Below are 20,390 nucleotides of genomic sequence, written 5' to 3'. Positions count from 1 at the left end.
CTGACACCCCGCGCACCATGGACCACCTCCTTGCAGTTTCCCTTGCGACGATGCAAAACGACATGCAGCGCCTGGATCGCATTGCGCTCAACCTCGCCAACGTCACCACACCTGGCTACAGACGCGAAGTCATTGCGACACGTCCCTTCGTTGAAGTGCTCGACCAGATGGCGTCGCCGACGCCGGCGCAGCCCGCCGCCGCATTCGGTACGGCAAAAAGCTTGCTGGACGTGCGGCCGGGGACCTTGCGCATGACGGGTGAGCCGCTGGATTTCGCGATCTCCGGAGATGCCTTCTTCGAGGTCACGACCCCCGAGGGGGCGGCATATACCCGGCAGGGGAATTTCTCGTTGGACGCGCGCGGACGGCTCGTGACCGCGCAGGGACATGCGGTGATGGGCAAGAACGGGGAAATCTTCCTGACGACGCTCAAGCCCGTGGTCGACGCGTCCGGCAACATCACCGAGCCTCTATCCGCCGCCGCGAGCGGCGCACCGATCGCGCAGCTGAAACTCGTGCGATTCGAGAACCCGGCCAGCATGCAGCGTCTCGGTGACGGCTTGTTGGCTCCAGGCGCCGCCATGGTGATGGCCAGCGAGTCGGATGTCCAAGTCCGGCAAGGGTCGCTCGAGAACGCCAACGTCAGCACGGTTCAGGAGATGGTGCAGCTGATGCAGACCATGCGCCATTTCGAGTCCATGCAAAAGGTGGCCAGCGGCTACGACGAAATGCTGGGCAATGCGATCCGCAAGCTCGGCGAACTTTCCTGATCCGAGGCCCATTCGCGCACAGCGCTGCTTTCCCTTCAAGGACCATCCCTCATGTTTGATGCTCTCTATATCGGTGCCACGGGCATGCAGGCCCAGCAGCTGCACGTCGACACCATCGCCAACAACCTGGCCAACGTGAACACGCCCGGCTTCAAGAAGGGGCGGGTCAGCTTCACCGATTTGATGATGACGGAGGCCTCGCGGCTTGCTCCCGCGGGCGCCGACCAAGCGGTGCCCGGCCTCTTGGGTGCTGCCATGGGCACGGGTGCGGGGGTCGGCGTGAACGCGCTTGCGCGGCTCTTCGAGCCTGGTGCGTTGAATCCAACAGGCTCCTCGTGGGACCTCGCGATCGAGGGCGATGGCTTCGTGGAGGTGCAGTTGCCCGACGGGGCCACTGCTTTCAGTCGCGGCGGTTCCATGAAGGTCAATGCCGATGGCACACTGGTCTCGCAGTCGGGTCACCCCTTCAAGCCGGGGATCACGATTCCAGCGACGGCGACTTCGGTCACCGTGTCGCCCGACGGGACCGTGAGCGTGACGACGCCCCAGCAGCCCAAGGCGTCGCAGGTGGGGCAGCTGCAGCTGGTTCGGTTCGCCAATCCGATGGGGCTGCTTGCGCAGGGGGACAACCTCTACCGCTCCAGTGATGCTTCCGGCGAGCCCATGGCCGGTCGTGCGGGACAGGAGGGCATCGGTTCGCTTCGGCAGGGATTTCTGGAGGCGTCGAACGTCAAGATGGTCGACGAAATGGTCAATCTGATGGTAGCGCAGCGGGCGTATCAGGCCAGCGTCAAGGTCGTGCAGGCGTCGGACGAACTGCTGGGCATGGTCAACAACCTTCGCCGATGAAGGACATGCCGTGACCATCCTGTTCCGGTCCCGCACGGGTGCCGCTCCATTCATCGCCGCCGCCTGCGTGTTGGCCTGCGGGGCGTTGGCTCCTGCCCAAGTGAAAGCCCAAGCTGCAGCGGCACGCGTGCGGCTCGAATTGCGGCCCGAGGCACAGGTGAGGCAGCAGCAGGTCACGCTTGGCGAGGTCGCCAACCTCAGCAGCCAGGATCTCGCGCAACTGCGGCTGCTCATGGCGTTGCCGCTCGGCACGGTGCCCCGTTCGGGCGAGCCGGTGACGCTGGAGCGCGAATCCCTGCTGCGATGGATCAGACGGCGCAGCGGAATCGAAGAGACGCAGATCCAGTGGCAGGGGCCGGCCGCCAACAGCGTGCGGCTCGCTGTCAGCGTCCTGGCGGGCGAGCAGATCGCTTCGGCAGCCCGACAGCACCTGAAGGATCAGCTCGAGGCCAGACGGCTGCGGGCGGACGTCGATCTCGCGCAGGTGCCCGACGACGTGAATGTGCCGGGCGAAAAGTTGGAGTTGCGCGCCCGGTCGACCCTCGGTGCCGCAGATGCGAATGCGTGGACCGCCCCCGCGTTGTCCAGGCGCCAGGTGGTGTGGGTGGATGTCTGGTCGGACGAGCGCTTCGTGCGCACGATCGCCACGAGCTTCGACGTGAGTGTCTTTGCCCCGGGCCTGATCGCGTCCGAGGACCTGCCTGCGGGCAGGATGATCGATCCTTCGCGCCCCGAACGCAGCCGGCTGCTTGTGCACGATGTCGATTGGGCGGGACGAAATTCGGTGCCGGTGGCTGCCGGACGTGTGGCCGGCGTCGCGGTACCTGCCACCGCCTCGGTGCGGGGGATCGACGGTCCGGCAGACGGCGCTCTGCGATTGCGCCGTCCGCTGGCTGCAGGGCAAGTTCTGACCCGCTCCGATGTGGAGGCCGCGCCGCTGATCGCGCGCGGCGAGTACGCGACCTTGCGCACGAGCCAGGGAGGCATCGCTCTGGAGAGCCGTGTCGAGGTGCTGCAGGACGGCATCGAGGGGCAGTCGGTGCGGGTCAAGTTGCCCAGTGCATCGAGTTCCATCGTGGCCCGCGTGGTCGGGCCCGGTATCGTGGAGGTCCGCCAATGAGCGCCCGGTGCTCTTTCCTTGGTCATGGCTTGAAGGCCGGCCTGGCTGGCATCACGATCTTGCTCGTCATGGGGCTCGGCATGCCCGTTGCGTGCGCCGAGAGCCTGTACGACGCGACCAGCTACAGGTCCCTCGCGGGGGATCACAAGGCCTTTCGTGTCGGCGACCTGATCACCGTGCAGGTCTACGAACAATCGTCGGCGAGCACCAGCACAGACACCACGACCCAGCGCAACAACGCCGTGAACTTCGGCCTGTCGTCGCTGTCGAGCAGCCGCCAGCGCGGCGGCTCGATCAGCCAGGCGGGCAGTTTCGACGGCGGCGGGACGACCCAGCGCGCCAACCGCCTGCTGGCGACACTGAGCGTGTCGGTGCGCGAGGTGATGGCCAATGGCGACTTGCGCATCGCGGGGGAGCAGTTGCTCACCGTCAACGAGGAGCAGCACAAGGTGAACCTGGAGGGACGGGTGAGAGCACAGGACGTTTCGAGCGACAACGTGGTACTGTCCACGCGCCTTGCGGATGCGCAGATTCACTACATCGGCGAAGGCGATCTCTCGGAGCGGCAGCGCCGCGGCTGGTGGCGCAAGGCACTCGACTGGTTGGGGCTGTGATGCACATCCAATCCAGATCGTCGAGACCCTCGCCGATGCGTTCAGGCGTACGCCGAGGCGTGGCTGCGAGCATCGCCGCTATCGCGCTGCTGATGGGGGCGAGCGCCCCGGCGAATGCTCAACAGACTGCTCCGGTGCGGGTGAAAGATCTCGGCAAGCTGCAGGGCTGGAGGGACAATGCGCTCGTCGGCTACGGGATCGTGACGGGCCTGGCAGGCACCGGTGACTCGCCGACCAATGCCACCACACGCCAAGCGCTAGCCAACGTCTTCTCCCAGTTCAATCTCAGTGTCTCGCCGGCCCAGGTCCAAAGCCGCAACGTGGCCGTCGTGATGGTGTCGGCGGTGATGCCTCCGTTTGCGCGCGAGGGCGACACACTCGATGTGACCGTGACCTCCGCAGGGGACGCCCGCAGTCTCCTGGGGGGAGTCTCCTGCTTGCGCCGCTGAAGGCGGCCAATGGCCGGATCTATGCGCTGGCCGAAGGGGCATTGTCAGTAGGGGGCTACCGCTACGATGCCAACGGCAATGTGGTGCAGAAGAACCACCCGACATCGGGTTCCGTCCCTAACGGTGCCAAGGTCGAGGTGGGCGTGAAGGCCGACGTGCTGGGCGCTGATCAGACGCTCACGTTCGTGCTCGGCGATGCGGACTACACCACCGCGAGCCGCATCGCTTCCGCGATCAATGCCCAGGTCGGTGCCGGCCTGGCGCGTGCGCGCGATGCCGAGGGCATCGAGGTCCGGGTGCCCGAGGGCCAGCAGGCGCAACTCGCGAATTTCATCGCGAAGATCGAGAACGTCAGCGTGCAGCCCGATCGGCGCGCGCGCGTCGTCATCAATGAGCGCACGGGCACGGTGGTTTCCGGAGGCGATGTGCGCATCTCCCAGGTCGCGATCTCCCACGGCGATCTCAAGATATCGATCGCTAACTACAACTCCGCATCGCAGCCCTCGGGCCTGTGGGGCGCCAATGCCGGCGTGCGCACCGCCATTGTCACGAACACGACGGTCGACGTCAGTGAGCAGAACGGACCTGGCTATGTTGCACCCGGCAGCAACACAGTGGCCGATCTGGTGCAGACGCTGGCCAAGCTCAAGACCAATACGCGGGATGTCATCTCGATCCTGCGCGCAGTAAGGGCCGCAGGTGCGCTGCACGGCGAACTGGTCATCCAGTAGTAGCCAATGGACGGGACAGAAAGGATTTCATCACCATGTCTACAAGCATCGAGGCCGTCACGGCCACCGCACTCGGACTTGCGTTGGACGCGGCCAGCCTGCGCCAGCAGGCCATTGCCGCAAACATTGCCAACGCGAACTCCGTCGATTACGTGCCGCTGTCGGTTGATTTCGAGGCGCAGCTCGACGAGGCGCGCCGTGGGCTCTCGAGCCGGGGCCGCATCGAGATGAGCGACCTGGCCGGCGTGGCGCCTCGGCTGGAGGCCGCGTCCCAGGGATCGGCGCTGGGGCTGTCGCCCAAGGTCTTGCTGGATGTCGAGGTTAGCCGCCTCGCGCAGAACGGCGCTCGTGAAGGGCCTGTCGCGTCATTACGCGATCCTGTCCGTCGCAGTGAATGACGGCAAGAAGTAACAATCCCACCTACCGAGGAATGTCGTCGATGGACTATTCGCAGGTCTTTGCCATCAGCGCCGCCGGCATGGCGCTGGAGCGCACGCGTGTCGAGGTGACCGCGCTCAATCTCGCCAACGCCAACACCGTCCAGGCCCCTGGCGCGCCACGCTACCAGCCCATGCGTGTGGTCGGCCGCAGCACTCCCGCCGTGCTCGCTTCGACATCGGGCTTTGAGGCCGCCATGGGGCGCTTTGCCGAAGGAGCACAAGGTGCCGCGGGCCTGCCATTCGCAAGTGTGGAGCCTGCGGACGCACCATCCCGGCTTGTGTATGAGCCCGGCAATCCGTTTGCGAATGCCAAGGGGTTCGTCGCATACGCGAGTGTCGATAGCGCGACCGAGATGGTGACGATGATGAGTGCATTGCGCTCTTACGAGGCCAATGTCGTCGCCATGAACACCGCTAAGACGCTCGCGTTGCGTGCACTGGACATTGGGGGGCAGAACGCATGAGCAGCGCATTGATGGCCCTTCAGAGCATCTCCGCAATTTCTTCACCGGATGAGGTGATGCCTGCCGTTTCAGCGGCAGTCGCCGACGGCGCGCAGGTGCAAGACCAGTTTGGCGCGATGGTCAGCCGCGGGCTGGAAGCGGTCAACCGGGACCTCGTGGCTTCGCAGGTCGACCTGCAGCAACTGGCCACCGGGAACGTGCAGAGCCTCCACGAGATGATGATTCGTCTCGAGGAAAGCCGGCTGTCATTCCAATTGATGATGCAGGTCCGGGGGCGGCTTCTCGAAGCCTACCAAGACGTGATGAGGATGCAGGTGTAGCCATGGTGACAATGGCACGCAAGGCAAGTGAAGTGGGGGCGGTGCGCCTGGCTTCCGGGATGGGGGAACACAGGTGATCCAACGTTTCTGGGCCGCGCTAGCGCGGCAGCTCGGCACCACCGGGCGAAGCGTTTTTCTCGTGGGAAGCATCGCGCTGCTGGCATTGGCTGCCTTCTGCGCCTTCTGGCTTTCCCGGACCGAGTACGAGACGCTTTTTGCAGATCTGACGCCGCAGGACAGCGCGGCGATGACCGCGGAACTGGAGCGCCTCAAGATTCCGTATGTGGTGGGTGAACGCACCGACGCCGGTGGAGAGCGCACGGGCACGATCCTGGTCGACAAGAACGAGGTGCTCAGGACGCGCATGAAGCTGATGGGCAAGGAAATCCCCTTGCACGGAGCCGTGGGTTTCGAGCTGTTCAACAACAACGACCTCGGGATGACCGAGTTTGCGCAGAAGATCAACTACCAGCGGGCGCTGCAGGGCGAACTGACCCGGACCATCATGTCGCTGGCGGAGGTGCGCGAGGCACGCGTGCTGCTGGCTCTTCCAGAGCAGGGGCTGTTCAGGCAGGCCACCATCAGGCCCAAGGCGTCGGTCACGTTGAGCATGAAGAAAGGGCAGGGCCTGCGGGCCGAACAGGTCGCGGGCATCCAGCGGCTGGTCTCGGCCGCCGTCCCAGGAATCTCGCCGCAGGACGTCACCATTGTCGACCGCAGCGGCGTTGCGCTCACTCGCAACGGCAGCGGAGTCAATGAAGCCGACGACATGGGCAGCGGGCGGCTGGACCTCAAAAAGGAAACGGAAGCGTACCTCGCGCGCAAGGCGACGGTCGTGCTCGAGCGCGCCCTCGGGACGGGCCAGGCACTGGCCAGCGTCGACGTGGTGCTCAACATGGACAGGGTCCAGGTCAAGACCGATGAAGTCATCGGCGCGCCCGGCAAGCCGGGCGTTGCGCCCACCGGCGTGGTGACCCGTCAGCGCGAGACCAGCCGGGATGCGGGGGCTCCGCTCAACACCACGTCTTCGGGTGGCGCGACGGCGTCGGCGGGTGGTACGAGCCAGCAGGAGGTCGAGTACGCGCTGGGTCACCGGGTCGAGCAGGTGATGAGCCAGCCGGGATCGGTGCGGCGCGTCCAGGTCGCGGTGGTGGTCAAGCAGGCACTGCAGCCCGCGCAGCACGAACAACTGCGGCAGATGGTGGCCGCGAGCGTAGGCGCCTCGCTTGAGCGAGGCGACACGGTGGTCGTTCAGACCATCGCGGGCTTCCTTGCGTCGCCCGCATCAGCAGCGCCCAGCGAACCAGATCCAGAGCTGCAGGCGAGCGAGAAGCAGGATGCGAGCCTGCGTTCAGGCACACCGGCACATTGGGCGCTTCCTGCCTCGGTGTCTTCGGGCCCGGTCCTGGCGTTGCTGCTCGCGTCCGTCGTTCTGCTGGCCTGGGCGATCATCCGTGCGGCCAGAGCGAAGGCAAGATACCCTGCGGCCCCGTTGTCTGAGGCCGAACGCCTGGAGGCACTGGCCAAGGTGCGCGCTTGGATGCAGCCGCAGGCCAACGCGGTCAGGCCACTGGCCCCGCGGACCGTGCCGACGACGGGCCACGATCGCCAGCCCGTGGGAGCAACCCGGTGAGCCAGTCGCTGTTCGCTTCGGCCATGTCCACGGCATCGGGCGGTGAACCGCAGCCACGTCAGGCGGCGCTGCTGCTCAGAGCAATGTCCGAGCACGACCGGGCCTGGGTGCTTTCGCAGCTGCCCGCCGCGGATCGCGCAACCTTGTTGCCGCTGCTTGGTGAGTTGGAGACGCTGGGAATCCCGATCGACGAGGAGTTGCTGCGTGCTGTGCGAATAGGCGCCGACCCGCTGGCCCACTTGCCCGAGCATGGCCAAGCGGCCGCATCGGATGAAGACGCAATCCTTCGTGCGTCGCCAGCGGCCCTCGCAAGCGTGCTGCTGCACGAACCGGTGGAGCTGACGGCACAGCTGCTGCGTATTCGCGCGTGGCCCTGGCAGGGGGAGGTCTTGAAGCTGCTTCCTGCAGCCAAGGCCGCCGGCATCAGAACGCGGCTGGAGCGCCACCCGTCATCTCCGCGAAGCGATGCGAGCGAGAGCGTCGTCTCCTCCCGCAAGCCTTGGCAGACCAGCCTGATGCAGCTGCTGCAGGCGCGTCTGGACGAAGCGTCCTTTTCTTCAGGTGCCACCGGTGCCGATGGCGCCGCATCGCATGGCGCCGCATCGCATGGCGTCGAGCCAGTGCGGCCAACGCGGCGATCGGCGTGGTGGCAACGATGGGGCAGTGAGCCGCTCGCTGGCCGGAGGAACAGCCGGTGAGCCGCGTTCGCGAGGACGCCGCATCTGCGTCGGCCGGCGCAGTGGTTCTGCGTGGCGTGCCGCACCCTCCCGCCACACGCGCGCTGCTGCGGCCCACGACCGTTGCGCAGGGGGCCGCGACCGGATCGAAAGACTCGTCGGACGCCTTCCCGCGACCAGCCCTCGAAGCGCAGCCAGCCGTGCTGAAGTCCGCGAACGAACTTCACGCCGCAGCCGTGCAGAAGTCCGAGGCGGAACGGGCGCAAGCTGTCGAGAGGGCCTATCGAGAGGGCCTGGAGGCCGGAAGAGAGGAGGCCAGGCAATCGGGGTTCGAGCAGGGTCGCCAGGAGGGACTGCTTCAGGGGCGGGAAGCTGGCGCGATCGAAGTCCAGCAAGAAAACGAAAACGGGCGCGCAACGATGGCGAGGCAAAGCGGCCTCCTGGATCAGCTGATGCTGTCGCTCAGGGCTCAGACCGCGCAGCATCTGACGCGGCGGCTGGAAGCTGCGGAAGACGACATGGTGGCGCTGTGCCATGCGGCCATCGGACGGCTGCTGGGCGAACGCGCGCTCGACCCGGAGGTCGTCGTCCGAGCGGTTCGCCAAGCGGTCAGCGAGTGCTGTGGCGACACGCTCGAAGGGCTGCTGTCGATCCATGTCCACGCGGACGACCTCGCGCTTCTTCAAGCAGATGCTGCCCTCGCGAAATGGCTTGCCGACCAGGGCGGAGGGCGAGTCGCTTGGCGCGCGGATGGCGAGGTCGCCTTGGGCGGTTGTGTGGTGCGCGGCACCAGCGGCTGCCTGGACGCCCGGCTCGAAACCCAACTGGAGGCCCTGACGGAAGCATTCCGCCAGCGCCATAGCAGCGAAGGATGCATCCCGTGATGAGTGTGCTCGATGCCACCACCGCGCCGTTCCCGACCCAAGCCGCAGCTCCAGACGCGCAGGCATGGCCCCGGCTGCGCGCGCTGCGTGCGGCCATCCCGATGCTCGAACTCACGCGCCGCATCGGCACAGTGCGCAACCTGCGCGGGCTGGCGATCGAGGCCGAAGGGCCGCGCGTGCATGTGGGCGAGCTGTGCAGCATCGTGCCTGCGGAAGACGTGCGTCGCGGTGCGCATGCAGAGGTGGTTGCGGAGGTCGTGGCCATCCATGGAGCGAAAGTTACGCTGATGCCTTATGGCAGCATGCAAGGCCTCAGCGCCGGCAGCCTGGTGATCGCGCGCGGTGACAGTTCGCGTCTCGGCGTGGGAGATGCCTTGCTCGGCAGGGTCGTCGATGGCTTCGGGCAACCGCTTGACGGTGCTCAGGCCCCCTGGACCGAGCGCACCGCTGCGCTGAAGGCCGCTGCGATCAACCCCATGCAAAGGCCTCGCATCGAGAATCGCCTGGACACGGGCGTGCGGTGCATCGATGGATTGCTGACTCTCGGCCAGGGCCAGCGCGTGGGCATCTTCGCAGGCTCGGGCGTGGGCAAGAGCACGCTGCTCGGGATGATTGCGCGCCATGTGCGGGCGGACGTCAACGTGATCGCACTCATCGGCGAGCGCGGACGCGAGGTGAGGGATTTCATCGAGAAGCAGCTCGGCGCGGAAGGCATGAAGCGCTCCGTCGTGGTGGTCGCTTCCGCCGACCAGCCCGCGCTGGCACGCATCCGTGCGGCGCATGCCGCGCTCGCCATTGCCGAGGACTTCCGGGCGCAAGGTCGCCAAGTACTGCTGACGATGGACTCGATCACACGGCTGGCCATGGCGCGTCGGGAGGTGGGACTGGCCGCGGGGGAGCCGCCGACCGCGCGCGGCTACACGCCCTCGGTGTTCGCGGAGCTGCCCGAGCTTTGCGAGCGCTGTGGCACATCTCCGTCGGGCGGCGCCATCACTGCGCTCATGACGGTGCTGGTCGAAGGCGATGACATGAACGAACCCGTTGCCGATGCCCTGCGTGCGATTCTCGACGGGCACATCGTGCTGTCGCGCCGCCTCGCGCATCAGGGGCAGTACCCGGCGATCGACGTGCTCAAGAGCGCCAGCCGCCTGTTGCCGGAACTCACGACCGCGCAGGAGCGGGAGCTCGTCGCCGATGCGGTGCGCACGATCGCGCTGCTGGAGCGCAACCGGCAAATGGTCGAACTCGGTGCCTACGAAGCGGGCTCCAACGCCGAACTCGATGCCGCGCTGGCGTGCCAACCGCAACTTCACGCCTTCCTGCGTCAGCAAGAAGGCGGCGTCGCGCGCGGCGACACCGTTGGCGGCTTGACCGATTGGCAAAGAGACTGGCGCGGCGCACTGGCTGCGCCGAATGGCCCGGGGAGCCAAGCGTGAGCACTGTCGACACCCGTGGCTTTGACTATGCCCTGGAGCCCCTGCGCCAGCGCCTGGGCTGGCAGCTCGATGCCCTGCAGGTTCGTTTCGCACGCCTGCAGGCTGAGTCGGCGGCCGCGCGGGAGGCGCTGGAGGCCCTGGTCGCATCGCATTCGACGGCCGTCGAGCAGGCCGCCGGGCGCGTCGCGCAACAGGTGGACCCTGGCGCCCATGCCCGCTCGCTTCAATGGTTGGCTCAATTGCGGGAGCGGATGATGCAGGCCCAGGTGCGATGCGCCGACCTGCGCAAGGATTGCACGCAGGCGGCTCGGGACTGCCTGTCGCATCAGCAGAAGATCGATGCCATCGAAGCCCATCGCGATGAGGCAGTGGAGGAGTTCGCGCAAGAAGCGCTGCGCCGACAGGCTGCTGACTCCGATCGTGAATGGCTCGCACGGCGTGCATCGGAAGGGGCATGGTCATGAGCGAATCCCCTGTCACGGGACTCCAGACGCCGGTGATCCTGCGGACGCAGGTGGGCACGAATTCCGGCGCCGGCAGGGACTCCGGGGCGGCAAGCGCCTGGTCCCGGGCGTTCGAGCAGGCTGTCCAGGCAGGACACCCGGATACGGGAGGCGGGCACGAGCCGCTACGGCCGCTACGGCCGCTGCGAACGCTGGCGCAGCCTTTTGCCAATCCGCTGCGCTGGGTTCCGAAGCGCGAAGACTCCGCGCGCGAGCCGGGGCAGGAGGACACCGGCCATTTGCGACGGACCGGCAGCGTTGCTGCGGCAGGTGTCGATGCGGATTCGTCTGCCCGCAATGGCTTCACATCACATGCCTCCGATGTTCCCGGCGTCGGCAATGCCGCCGTCCCCAAGGTGGACACAGGGGCGTTCCCCCGGGAGGCGCTGCGTCCAGCGCGGGGTTGACCGTAGTGGCGACGCCTGGCCTGGGACGCGCGTCTCGGGCGAGTGCTGGTCCCGAAGCCATTCATGGGCAGGTGCATCCGGTCGCGAGCACGTCCGCGCGGCGTGCCTTTCTTTCCTTCGCATCCCAGGACGCATTGCATGACCTGCCCGCCGATCTGCCGTGGCAGGAGCTCTCGACACCTGCTTTAGATACAGCGCATGCAGGGGCTCGCGCCGCCCCGGCGCCGTCCGATGAGCCGCTGCGCCTGTACGCCGAATGGAACGAGCGCGGCGTGAAAGTCTGGGTCGGTGCCGACCGATCGATCGACAGTACAGGGCTCCTTCCGCTGCTGCAACGCTGGGTTGCGTCGCGCGGAGAGCGGCTCGTGTCCTTCACCTGCAATGGTCGCTGCGAATTCGAGGCGACCGCCGGTGCCGGGCCTTCCTCGTCGCCGCTTGAGCCCCGCGCGGCAGACTTCCTTCCCGTGACATTGAATCAGGAGAACCCATGGCAACCAGTCCCGTAGGCGCTGCGACCGCCCCATCCGCCAGCGCGAACCTGACCCTGCAGGATTTCATGCAGGTGCTCATGACCCAGCTGACCTATCAGGACCCGCTCAAACCCATGGACAACCAGGAGTTCATGGCCCAGATCGCGCAGTTCACGACGTTGCAGCAAACCCAGGAGCTCAACAGCAGCATGCAGGCATTGGTGCTCAACCAGGCCTCGCAGCAGTCGATTGGATTGATCGGCCGCACCGTGGGCGTCTCGACCAGCACCGGTGCGGTGAGTGGAACGGTGGTGAGCATCGACCTGTCCGGCGCGACGCCGCAACTGAGCGTGCGCACCGCGACCGGAACGCTTCCGAACATCAGCATGAGCCAGATCACTTCCGTGCAGTAAGGGGATACACATGATCGAGTCCATCAGGATTGCGTCGACCGGGCTGAGAGGCTTCGAATCGGGTTTGCGCACCATCTCGAACAACACCGCCAACCTCAACACGCCGGGTTTCAAGGGGTCCACCACGCAGTTCGCCGACCTGTTCTCGGACCCGGCAACGATGAGCACAGCCGGCACGCAGGGCCAGACGGGCCGCGGGCTCAACATGGTGGGAACGCGGTTGAACTTCGGGCAGGGCCCGCTGCAGACCACCGGCAACGCGCTTGACCTGGCGATCGACGGGCAAGGGTTTTTCACGCTGCGCGACGAGAAGGGGCGCATCAGCTATTCGCAGGATGGCCAGTTCAAGTTCGATGACAAGGGGCAGCTGGTGTCGTCCACCACTGGTCATCAGGTCCTCGCGCTCGGGCCTGGCGGCGACCTTGTTGCGATGTCGGTCGCCGGACTCGAAGTCAATCCGCCGAAGCCAACCACGAATGTCGTCTTCACCGGCAATGTGTCTTCCGCCGCCAGCGCGTCCACGGCGACGGTCAACAACATCACGGTGATCGACGCAGCCGGCGGCAGCCACACGCTCAAGATGACGCTGGCTCCCGTGAGTGGTTCGCCCGGCAACTGGACGGTGACCTTGCTGGACGGTACGACCACCGTCGGCACGAGTCGACTGGTATTCAACAACGCCCGGCCGACCGCCGAGACGAAGCTCCTGTCCTTCACCTACCAGCCCTCTGGTGTCACGGCGACCACGCTGACGCTCGATTTCTCGGGCAATGTGACGTCGAACGACACCGGCTCGATCAGCACCTTGGCGATGAGCAACCAAAATGGCTATGCATTCGGCACGCTGACCAGCCGGACCTTCGACAACACGGGCACTCTGGTGCTGGGGTATTCGAACGGCCAGACGGTCAAGGGCGCGCAGCTGGCACTCGGACTCTTTCGCAATGCGGACGACGTCGAATCGATCGGCAACAACCAGTACGTCGCGAAAAACGGCACGGGTTGGTCGTCCGGCGTGGCAGGCAGCGGGCAATTCGGCAAGATCCAGTCGGGCGTGATCGAAGGGTCGAACATCGAACTCTCGCAGGAGTTCAGCGACCTCGTGATCATGCAGCGCGGCTACCAGGCGTGCTCGCAGGTCGTCTCCACGGCCAGCGAGATGCTGACGGCCCTGTTCGGCATGGATGGCAAATGACGCCGATGCCTGGTCCGCTCCTTGTCGCCGAAGCACCCGGCGTGCGTCCCCTGCACCACTGGGGCCGCGTGCATCTCGAGGCCGCACGCGCAACCCTCGGTGACCTGCTGGCCAACTGGTCTGCCGATTGGAACGTAAAGGGGGCGGGGCCTCAGGCGCCAGGCGAGAGCGTTGTCTCTGTGGCCCCTGTCGGAGACTGGCCCGAGGACGATCTTGTTGCGCAACAGTGGCAGCTTTGGTCGGGCGAGGAAAGCGGCAATGTCTGGTGGCGCGCGCTGCGTGATGCTGGCGCGCAGCACCCGACGCAACCAGTGCTGCAGCGGGCGGTCCTGGACGCCATGTATGGCGGGGGAGGGCGCGAAACTGCCCTCGGAGGGACGCTTGCCCAGCAGATGGCCCAGGAGGCATGGCTGGACTGGTGCCGACGCCTTGCAGCGTGCTTTGGGGTTGGTGCCGCCGAGTCGAGCGCCGCTTCGGGCGAGCTGACTCTTCCGGACTTCCTGATGCGTCCCTGGTCGGGTGCCTTGGCCCTGCAGATCCTCTGCGCGGGGATGCGGATCCTGGTCGTTTCGGATGCACGGGCCTCGCAGCAGTTGTGGGAAGGGCGTGGTGTTGCTACACCCTCTCTGCTCAGAAACGACACGTCGGCGCTCGTTCCGGTTGCCGAAGCTCTCGCGCCATGCGTCGCCTGGCTCAGCGTTGAACTCGCGCCAATCGACATCGGACTAGGGGTCCTGTCGTCGTTGCGAACGGGCGACGTGCTGAGAACCACCCACCGGCTGGATGCACCGCTGCACGTGCGTGCGCATCCCGATCCGGACCGGCATGAAGGCCTGCCGCTGTGCGAAGCGTTCCTTGGAAGGCAGGGCGATCAGCGCGGCGTCGAGCTCATGGGTTCGCTGTCGGGCAACGGTCCCGGCTGACCTGAGCGCGTTCCCCACACTTGTTTCCCCCTTTCTCTCCACCCCATGTCATGAAATCCGGCGAATACTCCAGCGCGCTCCAGGCGGAAGCCAACCAATCCTTGACTGCCGAGAGGTTGTCCTTCACCGAACTGGCCACGCCCGTGGCCGCCAATGCACCGCTCATTGCCTCGCTCTCCGAAGCTGGCGCAGGCAGAAGCGCCAATCCGCTGCATCAGATCAAGGCCCGCCTGACCGTGTGCGTGGGCGGGGCGGAAGTGACGGTCGGCGACCTGCTCGCAGCCCGGGAGCAACAGGTGCTGCGCCTTGACCGCGCGGTCGACGCACCGGTCGACCTCCTGCTGGAGGGGCAACTGATCGCACGCGGGATCCTGGTGGCGGTGGACGACCACTTTGGCGTGCGCATCACCGAACTGCCGACGCCGCTGGCCACGTGAACCATCCGAATTTCAAGCGGGGCGTGGGCGGCGTACGCTGCTGGTCACGGGTGCACGCTCTGATGGCGCGCGCGTTGATCGTCTGGGTGGCCGGCGTGCTGCCAGTCTGGGCGGAGGGCGCCGCGCAGGCCGCTTCCGATGTACCCGCTGCCTCATCGACGCTGCCTTCGTCCCTGCCCGTTCGCCGTGATACGCCACCGGTGTGGGAAACAGGGGGCATCGGTGTGCTTGGCGCACTGAGCGTGGTGCTGGTGGTTGCCGGTGCGCTGGCTTGGGGGCTGCGCCGCGGCATGGCCACTTCACCAAGAGTAGCCGACTGGTCTTCGGTACTCCGAGGCCGATGGCTGTCGCTGGGGGGCAAATCCCCGAGCGGAAGGCCGCAGGAAGAGTTGAGGATGGTCCGCTCGCTGCGATTGACGCCGCGTGCCAGCGTGCACGTCGTCGAATGGAACGGCCGGCAGTGGCTCGTCGGCGCTTCGGAGCAAGCGGTCTCGCTGCTGGGCGAGCGATCGTCTCCCTGCACGGGCCCCGACAGCGCGCCGTCGGAAAACGGATCCGAAGGGAGCATGCCGTGAGGGGCGGGGGCACGGCCATGCGCGTTGCCCTCGCGTTGGGCTTGCAGTTCGGTGCGACGGGGGTCTTGTGGGCCGCTGTTGCTGCGCCTGCGGCGCCCGCGCCAGCTACGGAGACCGCCCAGGCGCTGCGTGTGGTTCTCGGGCTCACAGTCCTGGCGGTCCTGCCGGCGCTATTGGTGTGCGTGACGTCTTTCCTGCGCACGGTCATCGTGCTGTCGATGCTGCGTCATGCCATCGGGATGCCAGAGACACCGCCGAACACGGCGCTTATCGGCCTGGCACTGTTTCTGACGCTGTTCACGATGGCGCCAGTCCTGGAGAAGATCAACAAGGATGCTTTCCAGCCGTTCATGGGCGGACAGCAAACGATGGAGCAGGCCTACGCCAAAAGCAGCGGGCCGTTGCGCGACTTCATGCTGCGCCAGACCCGTGAGCAGGACCTGGCGCTCATGATCGAGCTGTCGAAGTCACCCGTTCCGCAGTCTGCCGAAGAGGTGGGCACCCTGCAGTTGATCCCGGCGTTCATGCTGTCTGAGTTGCGCGCGGCCTTTCAGATCGGCTTCGTCGTCTTCCTGCCCTTCCTGCTGATCGATCTGATCGTGGCGAGCATCCTCATGGCGCTCGGCATGATGATGATGCCGCCGTCGACGATCAGCCTGCCGCTGAAGATCCTGATGTTCGTCCTGATCGACGGCTGGAGCCTGTTGCTCAAGGGCCTGGTGGGCTCTTTCCACTGAGCGAGCAGGCATGGTGAACGACGTGCCCTTCACCGCGCCCTATGGTGCGCCGGAGCTCGGCGCTCTCGCGATGCAGGAGGCAGGGCGCAGGCGCCATTCGCCCGACGAGCGGGATGCCCAGGCACTCGCGGATCAGAGGGCGGCCGAAGCTGTCCTGTGGCACCGGCACATCCACGAGCGCGATGCCCTGGCGCGAGAGGCACTGATCATGTTGCATCTCCCCTATGCGAAGGCGGTGGCCGGAGGCCTCTATGCAAAACACGTGAATCACGAAACGGACTTCGAAGAGTATGTACAGTGGGCCACACTCGGGATGATCGAGGCACTGGATCGCTACGACCCCCATCGCGGCGCGCAGTTCAGGACCTATGCGCATGTGCGCATGCTGGGGTCGATCCGCAACGGCCTCGAGCACATCAGCGAGCGGCAGGAGCAACTCAGTCTTCACAGGAAGCTGGTGGCTGAGCGCGTTGCGGCGGCCCGGGGATCGTCCAGGGTGGAAGGCGAAAGGCCCGATGCCACTCAACTCATGGATGTCATGGCAGAGATCAGCGCGAGCATGATGCTGAGCTTCATGCTCGACGACACCGGGATGCTTCGCGGCGAAGAAAGCGCATTGCCCGATGGCTCCTACGAATCCGTCCTGTTCAAGCAGGAGCAGCAGCGCGTGCGTGAGCTGATCACCCAGTTGACGCCGAGGGAACAATCCGTGATCCGCCTGCACTATCTGCAGGGGTTGACTTATGAGGACATCGCTCGCACGCTGGGCATCACGCGAGGACGTGTTTCGCAACTGCATGAACAGGCATTGGGGCGAATGCGGCGCCTCGTGGCACCTTCGATTGAAGCCGGCACCGCAAAGAAACATGTCTGAGTCCGGCCGACCGCTTCGACGTAGCCGCCAACGGCACCGGTTCTGTACTTTCATCAAACTTTCCTCACTCCTTCTTTCGCATGTCTATTTCCAAACCATCCGTATCGGTTGAGCGAGTTCAGGATGAACAGCTTGGGCGGTTGCTGGGGTACCTGTCGTCGGATCCTGAGAACATGTCGCTGCGCGGGGAGATCTTCGAGCGGGCGCTGGGAGTTGGGGACTTCGGGCGGGCGCAGGAGCAGGCGCACTGGGTGCTGCAGCGCCATGCGAGCGATGCGGGCTGGCGCCACCGGCTGGCGCTGCTGGACATGGCGCAGGGCCAGTGGGAAGAGGCTGCGCAACTGCTGCAGGGGCTGATCGGCGAGGGGTTCGACGATGCGGTGCTGCGGTTCAACCTGGCCAGCGCGCTGGCGGGCCAGGAGCGCAGCGAGGAGGCGCTGGCGCTGCTCGGGCCCTTGGTGGAGCAGCATCTGGCGGTGGTGCCCGAAGCGCTGACGCTGAGCCTGCGGCAGCTGCATCGGCGAGGCGAACTGGAGGAGGGATTGGCGCTCTTCGAGAAGCACGAAGGTCAGTGCCGGTCGGCCCAGGCCTTTGGCGTGGCCAGCCTGATGGCGGCGGACGAGGAGCGCATGGAAGATGCCCGGCGCTGGTCGGCGAGCGCGCTGACGTTGGAGCCTTCGCAGCACGAGGCGCAGGTGGCCGCGGCCTCGGTGAGGTTGGGCGAGCGCGATGCCCAGGGGGCGCTGCAATTGCTGCGCTCGGCGCTGCAGCGGCATCCGCAGGACGGACGTACTTGGTCGGCGGCGGGCATGGCGCTGCTGCTGTCGGGGGACTTCGCGAGCGCGCGCGATGCGTTCGAGCGGGCGGTGAGGTTCATACCGCGGCACATCGGCAGCTGGCACGGACTGGGGTGGACGGCGCTGTTCCAGAACGATGTGGGCGCGGCGATGGAGGCGTTCAATGCGGCCCTGGCGCTGGACCGCAACTTCGCGGACACACACGGTGCGCTGGCGGTGGCGCAGGCGCTGCAGGGGGAGGCGGAGCAGGCACAGGCGTCGGTGCGGCGGGCGCAGGGGCTGGACGCGGCGAGTCTGTCGGCGCAGTTTGCGCAGGCGATCCTGGGCGGGCAGACGGGAGACCGGACGAAGTTCCTGGAGGTGGCGCATGCGGCGCTGTCGGCGCACCGGGACGTCAACGGGAGGTCGCTGGCGGATGTGGTGCTGGGCAGGGTATGAGCGGGGGGACGAGGGCGAGCGAGGATGACGTGATGGGACGGGGCACGGGCAAGCGGGTGTTGGTGGTGATGGAGCTGGGCTCGAATTGGGGGCACCTGCTGCGCATGAGGCCGGTGGTGCAGGCGCTGAGGGCGCAGGGGTTCGAGGTGACGGTCGCCGCAACGGACCTGCCAGCCGCTCAGGCGTTCTGGCACAGCGAAGGAATTCCCGCAGTGCAATGCCCGGGCGCGTCCTTGAAGCAGCGAAGCGGGCCACGTCCCCGCATCGACTGCTATGCGCAGATCCTGGAACGGCTGGTGTTTGGCAATGACGTCGAGTTGCTGGTCACCCTGAAGCAGTGGGAAGCGCTGCTCGCCGTCGAGCGCCCCGATGTGCTGCTGGCCGATTTCGCACCGATCGCCGGGTTGATCGCTCATCTGCATCGCCTGCCGCTCGTGCGCTTCAACTCGGGCTGGGAGGTTCCTATCTTTGACGGCTGCCTATCGATCGTGAGGCGTCCGAGCAGCGATGTGGCCAGAGCTGCGGTCGAGGCGCTGGAGGCAAACCTCGTTCGGCGGCTCAACCGTGCATGCGATGCATATGGTGCGCCTTCTCTTGAAAACCTCGGCAGCCTGCTTGCTGTTGGGACACAGTTGCTGTCGACATGGCCGGAGCTGGACCACTTTGCGCCGCGTCCGTCTGCATCCTACATTGGGCCGATCTTCTCGGATGCGTATGGCGACCAAGTGGACTGGCCTGCCTCAGGACGCAGTCGAGGCTTGGGGAGTGGCAAGCGCGTGCTGCTCTATCTGGCCAGAGACGATCGCAATGTGGCGATCATCGCAGCGCTGCGGCGGCTGGATGCCACGGTGGTTGCAGTGCTTCCGAAACTGCTGCCGCAGGCTGTTTCGCGCATCTCTGGGGACAACTGGGTTGTGCGCGACAAGGCCGTTCGACTCTCTTCATTGCTGTCGCAGGCCGATCTGATCATCAACAACGGCGGACACGGGTTGCTTGCCGCAGGACTGCTGGCCGGTGTGCCATTGCTCATTCTTCCCACGACGATCGAACAGGAACTGATCACCCGTGTGGTGGCCGGCACAGGCGCTGCCTGGTCTCTGTCCGCCAACGATGGTGTGCGGCGCGGCGAAGAACGCATTGCGACCATGCTGCACGATCCTGAGCCCCGTCATGCGGCTTCGCGGCTTGCGAACAAGTACCGGGACTTCAATCAATCGCAGGCATTGTCCCGCGTGATCGATGCCGTGGGCACGGCTGTCGGTGTGTACGGTGCCTAGATTTGCGTCATTCCGCCGTCGACCGCAAGCTCGATGCCGTTCACGAAACTGCTGTCCTCGCTGGCGAGGAATAGGGCCGCACCGGCAATCTCTTGTGGCGTGCCGATGCGACCCATCGGCACTCGGGACGAAAGCGCCGAGATCATCCGCTGTGCCTGGCCCGGCGGAGCGAGCGAGGTCAGGCCCTCTGTGTGCGTGGGACCTGGACTCAGCACATTGACCCGGATGCGGCGGGTGCGTAGGTCGAGAAGCCAACTGCGGGCGAAGTTACGCACTGCCGCCTTGCTCGCGCTGTAGACGCTGTAGGCGGGCGTCCCCGTGGAGGCGGCGCTCGATGCCACAAGGATGATTGAAGCGCCGCTCGAAAGAAGTGGCAGTGCACCTTGGACGGTGAAGAGGGTGCCTTTCACATGGGTGTCGAAGATCGAGTCAAAGTGGTGCTCGGTGATTCCGCCGAGTACGCCAAATTGCGCACTGCCGGCGCTGGTGACGAGAATGTCGATGCGGCCCGCTCGCGACTTCACGGTGGCGAACAGCCTGTCCAGGTCCCCAAGCAGTCTGACGTCACCCTGGATGCCCACCGCAGTGGGACCCAGGCGCGATACGGCGGCTTCCACGTGTGTGGCGCGTCGGCCCATCACGAAGACACGGGCTCCTTCCTCGACAAAGCGCTGGGCGGAAGCCAGGCCGATGCCGCTGGTGCCTCCAGTGACCACGGCTATCTTTCCGTCAAGTCGGCCCAATCGGTCTTCCCTCCGGTTCTTGTCGTCTGGCGATTGTTGGCTTGGGTGGCTTGAGTTCTGGGCACCCGCTGCAGCCGGGCGGGATTGCGCCGCTCGCCAGGGCGCCCGAAGCTTTGTTTACGAGCGCGGGCGCGCAGATGATTCGGAGGCTGCCTCATGTCGACCGACATGATCGTGATGCGCTTCGGGCCCATCAGCAAGGTGAGTTCCTCCT

At 66.0% G+C, this 20,390-nt stretch carries 24 protein-coding genes and 1 pseudogene; 24 read left to right on the top strand and 1 reads right to left on the bottom strand.

Translation table 11 applies throughout. From position 1 onward, the window contains the following. The first annotated feature begins 17 nt into the window (after positions 1 to 17). From AC1VNX_RS23705 to AC1VNX_RS23590, 24 genes and pseudogenes are all read left to right on the top strand, one after another. Complete coding sequence (locus AC1VNX_RS23705) at positions 18 to 770, top strand: flagellar hook-basal body protein (protein ID WP_483160050.1); 753 nt, start codon at positions 18 to 20, stop codon at positions 768 to 770. A gap of 51 nt (positions 771 to 821) precedes the next feature. Further along, a complete protein-coding gene (gene flgG / locus AC1VNX_RS23700) occupies positions 822 to 1,619 on the top strand; it encodes a flagellar basal-body rod protein FlgG (RefSeq protein WP_483160048.1) in 798 nt (265 codons plus the stop codon). Between the two features lie 10 nt (positions 1,620 to 1,629). Next, positions 1,630 to 2,739: a flagella basal body P-ring formation protein FlgA gene (locus AC1VNX_RS23695; protein WP_483160046.1), complete on the top strand. Its 1,110-nt coding sequence runs from the start codon at positions 1,630 to 1,632 to the stop codon at positions 2,737 to 2,739. A gap of 80 nt (positions 2,740 to 2,819) precedes the next feature. Continuing rightward, positions 2,820 to 3,353: a flagellar basal body L-ring protein FlgH gene (locus AC1VNX_RS23690; protein WP_483160044.1), complete on the top strand. Its 534-nt coding sequence runs from the start codon at positions 2,820 to 2,822 to the stop codon at positions 3,351 to 3,353. Beyond that, a pseudogene (locus AC1VNX_RS23685) lies at positions 3,353 to 4,533 on the top strand (flagellar basal body P-ring protein FlgI). Before AC1VNX_RS23690 ends, AC1VNX_RS23685 begins: the two are co-directional and overlap by 1 nt. A gap of 35 nt (positions 4,534 to 4,568) precedes the next feature. Continuing rightward, complete coding sequence (locus AC1VNX_RS23680; RefSeq protein ID WP_483160042.1) at positions 4,569 to 4,931, top strand: flagellar basal body protein; 363 nt, start codon at positions 4,569 to 4,571, stop codon at positions 4,929 to 4,931. Positions 4,932 to 4,972: 41 nt separating this feature from the next. Beyond that, complete coding sequence (flgC, locus tag AC1VNX_RS23675; protein ID WP_483160040.1) at positions 4,973 to 5,437, top strand: flagellar basal body rod protein FlgC; 465 nt, start codon at positions 4,973 to 4,975, stop codon at positions 5,435 to 5,437. Continuing rightward, positions 5,434 to 5,757 (top strand): flagellar hook-basal body complex protein FliE, encoded by a 324-nt coding sequence (fliE, locus tag AC1VNX_RS23670; protein WP_483160038.1) that lies wholly within the window; start codon positions 5,434 to 5,436, stop codon positions 5,755 to 5,757. Before flgC ends, fliE begins: the two co-directional genes overlap by 4 nt. Positions 5,758 to 5,830: 73 nt before the next feature. Continuing rightward, positions 5,831 to 7,390, top strand: coding sequence for a flagellar basal-body MS-ring/collar protein FliF (gene fliF, locus AC1VNX_RS23665; RefSeq protein WP_483160036.1), 1,560 nt, complete (start codon positions 5,831 to 5,833; stop codon positions 7,388 to 7,390). Further along, entirely contained in the window at positions 7,387 to 8,088 is a 702-nt protein-coding gene (locus tag AC1VNX_RS23660; protein ID WP_483160034.1) for a hypothetical protein, read from the top strand. The genes fliF and AC1VNX_RS23660 overlap by 4 nt, the downstream gene beginning before the upstream one ends. Continuing rightward, positions 8,085 to 8,951 carry a FliH/SctL family protein gene (locus AC1VNX_RS23655; RefSeq protein ID WP_483160033.1) on the top strand — a complete coding sequence of 289 codons (867 nt, stop codon included), beginning with the start codon at positions 8,085 to 8,087 and terminating at the stop codon, positions 8,949 to 8,951. Before AC1VNX_RS23660 ends, AC1VNX_RS23655 begins: the two co-directional genes overlap by 4 nt. Continuing rightward, positions 8,951 to 10,387, top strand: a complete 1,437-nt coding sequence (locus AC1VNX_RS23650; protein WP_483160031.1) for a FliI/YscN family ATPase — start codon at positions 8,951 to 8,953, stop codon at positions 10,385 to 10,387. The genes AC1VNX_RS23655 and AC1VNX_RS23650 overlap by 1 nt, the downstream gene beginning before the upstream one ends. Beyond that, positions 10,384 to 10,851 (top strand): hypothetical protein, encoded by a 468-nt coding sequence (locus tag AC1VNX_RS23645; RefSeq protein WP_483160029.1) that lies wholly within the window; start codon positions 10,384 to 10,386, stop codon positions 10,849 to 10,851. Before AC1VNX_RS23650 ends, AC1VNX_RS23645 begins: the two co-directional genes overlap by 4 nt. Further along, complete coding sequence (locus AC1VNX_RS23640; RefSeq protein WP_483160027.1) at positions 10,848 to 11,297, top strand: hypothetical protein; 450 nt, start codon at positions 10,848 to 10,850, stop codon at positions 11,295 to 11,297. Before AC1VNX_RS23645 ends, AC1VNX_RS23640 begins: the two co-directional genes overlap by 4 nt. 134 nt (positions 11,298 to 11,431) lie before the next feature. Beyond that, complete coding sequence (locus AC1VNX_RS23635) at positions 11,432 to 11,803, top strand: hypothetical protein (RefSeq protein ID WP_483160025.1); 372 nt, start codon at positions 11,432 to 11,434, stop codon at positions 11,801 to 11,803. Continuing rightward, positions 11,785 to 12,180 carry a flagellar hook assembly protein FlgD gene (locus AC1VNX_RS23630; protein WP_483160023.1) on the top strand — a complete coding sequence of 132 codons (396 nt, stop codon included), beginning with the start codon at positions 11,785 to 11,787 and terminating at the stop codon, positions 12,178 to 12,180. Before AC1VNX_RS23635 ends, AC1VNX_RS23630 begins: the two co-directional genes overlap by 19 nt. Before the next feature lie 10 nt (positions 12,181 to 12,190). Next, the gene (locus AC1VNX_RS23625) at positions 12,191 to 13,375 is read left to right on the top strand and encodes a flagellar hook protein FlgE (RefSeq protein WP_483160021.1); all 1,185 of its coding nucleotides are present in this window, start codon (positions 12,191 to 12,193) and stop codon (positions 13,373 to 13,375) included. Then, the gene (locus AC1VNX_RS23620) at positions 13,372 to 14,298 is read left to right on the top strand and encodes a FliM/FliN family flagellar motor C-terminal domain-containing protein (RefSeq protein WP_483160018.1); all 927 of its coding nucleotides are present in this window, start codon (positions 13,372 to 13,374) and stop codon (positions 14,296 to 14,298) included. The genes AC1VNX_RS23625 and AC1VNX_RS23620 overlap by 4 nt, the downstream gene beginning before the upstream one ends. Positions 14,299 to 14,348: 50 nt before the next feature. Continuing rightward, positions 14,349 to 14,735, top strand: coding sequence for a FliM/FliN family flagellar motor switch protein (locus AC1VNX_RS23615; RefSeq protein WP_483160016.1), 387 nt, complete (start codon positions 14,349 to 14,351; stop codon positions 14,733 to 14,735). Next, a complete protein-coding gene (locus AC1VNX_RS23610) occupies positions 14,732 to 15,310 on the top strand; it encodes a flagellar biosynthetic protein FliO (protein ID WP_483160014.1) in 579 nt (192 codons plus the stop codon). Before AC1VNX_RS23615 ends, AC1VNX_RS23610 begins: the two co-directional genes overlap by 4 nt. 17 nt (positions 15,311 to 15,327) lie before the next feature. Further along, positions 15,328 to 16,047: a flagellar type III secretion system pore protein FliP gene (fliP, locus tag AC1VNX_RS23605; RefSeq protein ID WP_483160012.1), complete on the top strand. Its 720-nt coding sequence runs from the start codon at positions 15,328 to 15,330 to the stop codon at positions 16,045 to 16,047. 10 nt (positions 16,048 to 16,057) lie between these two features. Next, the gene (locus AC1VNX_RS23600; RefSeq protein WP_483160009.1) at positions 16,058 to 16,921 is read left to right on the top strand and encodes a sigma-70 family RNA polymerase sigma factor; all 864 of its coding nucleotides are present in this window, start codon (positions 16,058 to 16,060) and stop codon (positions 16,919 to 16,921) included. 80 nt (positions 16,922 to 17,001) lie between these two features. Beyond that, a complete protein-coding gene (locus AC1VNX_RS23595; protein WP_483160007.1) occupies positions 17,002 to 18,156 on the top strand; it encodes a tetratricopeptide repeat protein in 1,155 nt (384 codons plus the stop codon). A 32-nt stretch (positions 18,157 to 18,188) separates the two neighbouring features. Beyond that, positions 18,189 to 19,433 (top strand): glycosyltransferase, encoded by a 1,245-nt coding sequence (locus AC1VNX_RS23590; RefSeq protein ID WP_483160005.1) that lies wholly within the window; start codon positions 18,189 to 18,191, stop codon positions 19,431 to 19,433. Here the strand turns inward: AC1VNX_RS23590 and AC1VNX_RS23585 are convergent. Continuing rightward, positions 19,430 to 20,176, bottom strand: coding sequence for an SDR family NAD(P)-dependent oxidoreductase (locus tag AC1VNX_RS23585; protein WP_483160003.1), 747 nt, complete (start codon positions 20,174 to 20,176; stop codon positions 19,430 to 19,432). The genes AC1VNX_RS23590 and AC1VNX_RS23585 overlap by 4 nt on opposite strands. Between the last annotated feature and the right edge of the window lie 214 nt (positions 20,177 to 20,390).

Source organism: Variovorax sp. TLI9-5A (genome assembly GCF_056867935.1).
The sequence above is the reverse complement of the archived record's forward strand: the minus strand, read 5'-3'. Positions and strand labels throughout refer to the sequence as shown.

Excerpts from the sequence above, each read along its gene's own strand:
- AC1VNX_RS23595 (WP_483160007.1), top strand. The coding sequence starts at position 17,002 with ATGTCTATTTCCAAACCATCCGTATCGGTTGAGCGAGTTCAGGATGAA.
- AC1VNX_RS23650 (WP_483160031.1), top strand. The coding sequence starts at position 8,951 with ATGAGTGTGCTCGATGCCACCACCGCGCCGTTCCCGACCCAAGCCGCA.
- AC1VNX_RS23630 (WP_483160023.1), top strand. The coding sequence starts at position 11,785 with ATGGCAACCAGTCCCGTAGGCGCTGCGACCGCCCCATCCGCCAGCGCG.
- AC1VNX_RS23620 (WP_483160018.1), top strand. The coding sequence starts at position 13,372 with ATGACGCCGATGCCTGGTCCGCTCCTTGTCGCCGAAGCACCCGGCGTG.
- AC1VNX_RS23615 (WP_483160016.1), top strand. The coding sequence starts at position 14,349 with ATGAAATCCGGCGAATACTCCAGCGCGCTCCAGGCGGAAGCCAACCAA.
- flgC (WP_483160040.1), top strand. The coding sequence starts at position 4,973 with ATGGACTATTCGCAGGTCTTTGCCATCAGCGCCGCCGGCATGGCGCTG.
- AC1VNX_RS23680 (WP_483160042.1), top strand. The coding sequence starts at position 4,569 with ATGTCTACAAGCATCGAGGCCGTCACGGCCACCGCACTCGGACTTGCG.
- AC1VNX_RS23705 (WP_483160050.1), top strand. The coding sequence starts at position 18 with ATGGACCACCTCCTTGCAGTTTCCCTTGCGACGATGCAAAACGACATG.
- AC1VNX_RS23690 (WP_483160044.1), top strand. The coding sequence starts at position 2,820 with ATGCCCGTTGCGTGCGCCGAGAGCCTGTACGACGCGACCAGCTACAGG.
- AC1VNX_RS23590 (WP_483160005.1), top strand. The coding sequence starts at position 18,189 with ATGGGACGGGGCACGGGCAAGCGGGTGTTGGTGGTGATGGAGCTGGGC.
- fliE (WP_483160038.1), top strand. The coding sequence starts at position 5,434 with ATGAGCAGCGCATTGATGGCCCTTCAGAGCATCTCCGCAATTTCTTCA.
- fliP (WP_483160012.1), top strand. The coding sequence starts at position 15,328 with ATGCGCGTTGCCCTCGCGTTGGGCTTGCAGTTCGGTGCGACGGGGGTC.
- flgG (WP_483160048.1), top strand. The coding sequence starts at position 822 with ATGTTTGATGCTCTCTATATCGGTGCCACGGGCATGCAGGCCCAGCAG.
- AC1VNX_RS23640 (WP_483160027.1), top strand. The coding sequence starts at position 10,848 with ATGAGCGAATCCCCTGTCACGGGACTCCAGACGCCGGTGATCCTGCGG.
- AC1VNX_RS23600 (WP_483160009.1), top strand. The coding sequence starts at position 16,058 with ATGGTGAACGACGTGCCCTTCACCGCGCCCTATGGTGCGCCGGAGCTC.
- AC1VNX_RS23625 (WP_483160021.1), top strand. The coding sequence starts at position 12,191 with ATGATCGAGTCCATCAGGATTGCGTCGACCGGGCTGAGAGGCTTCGAA.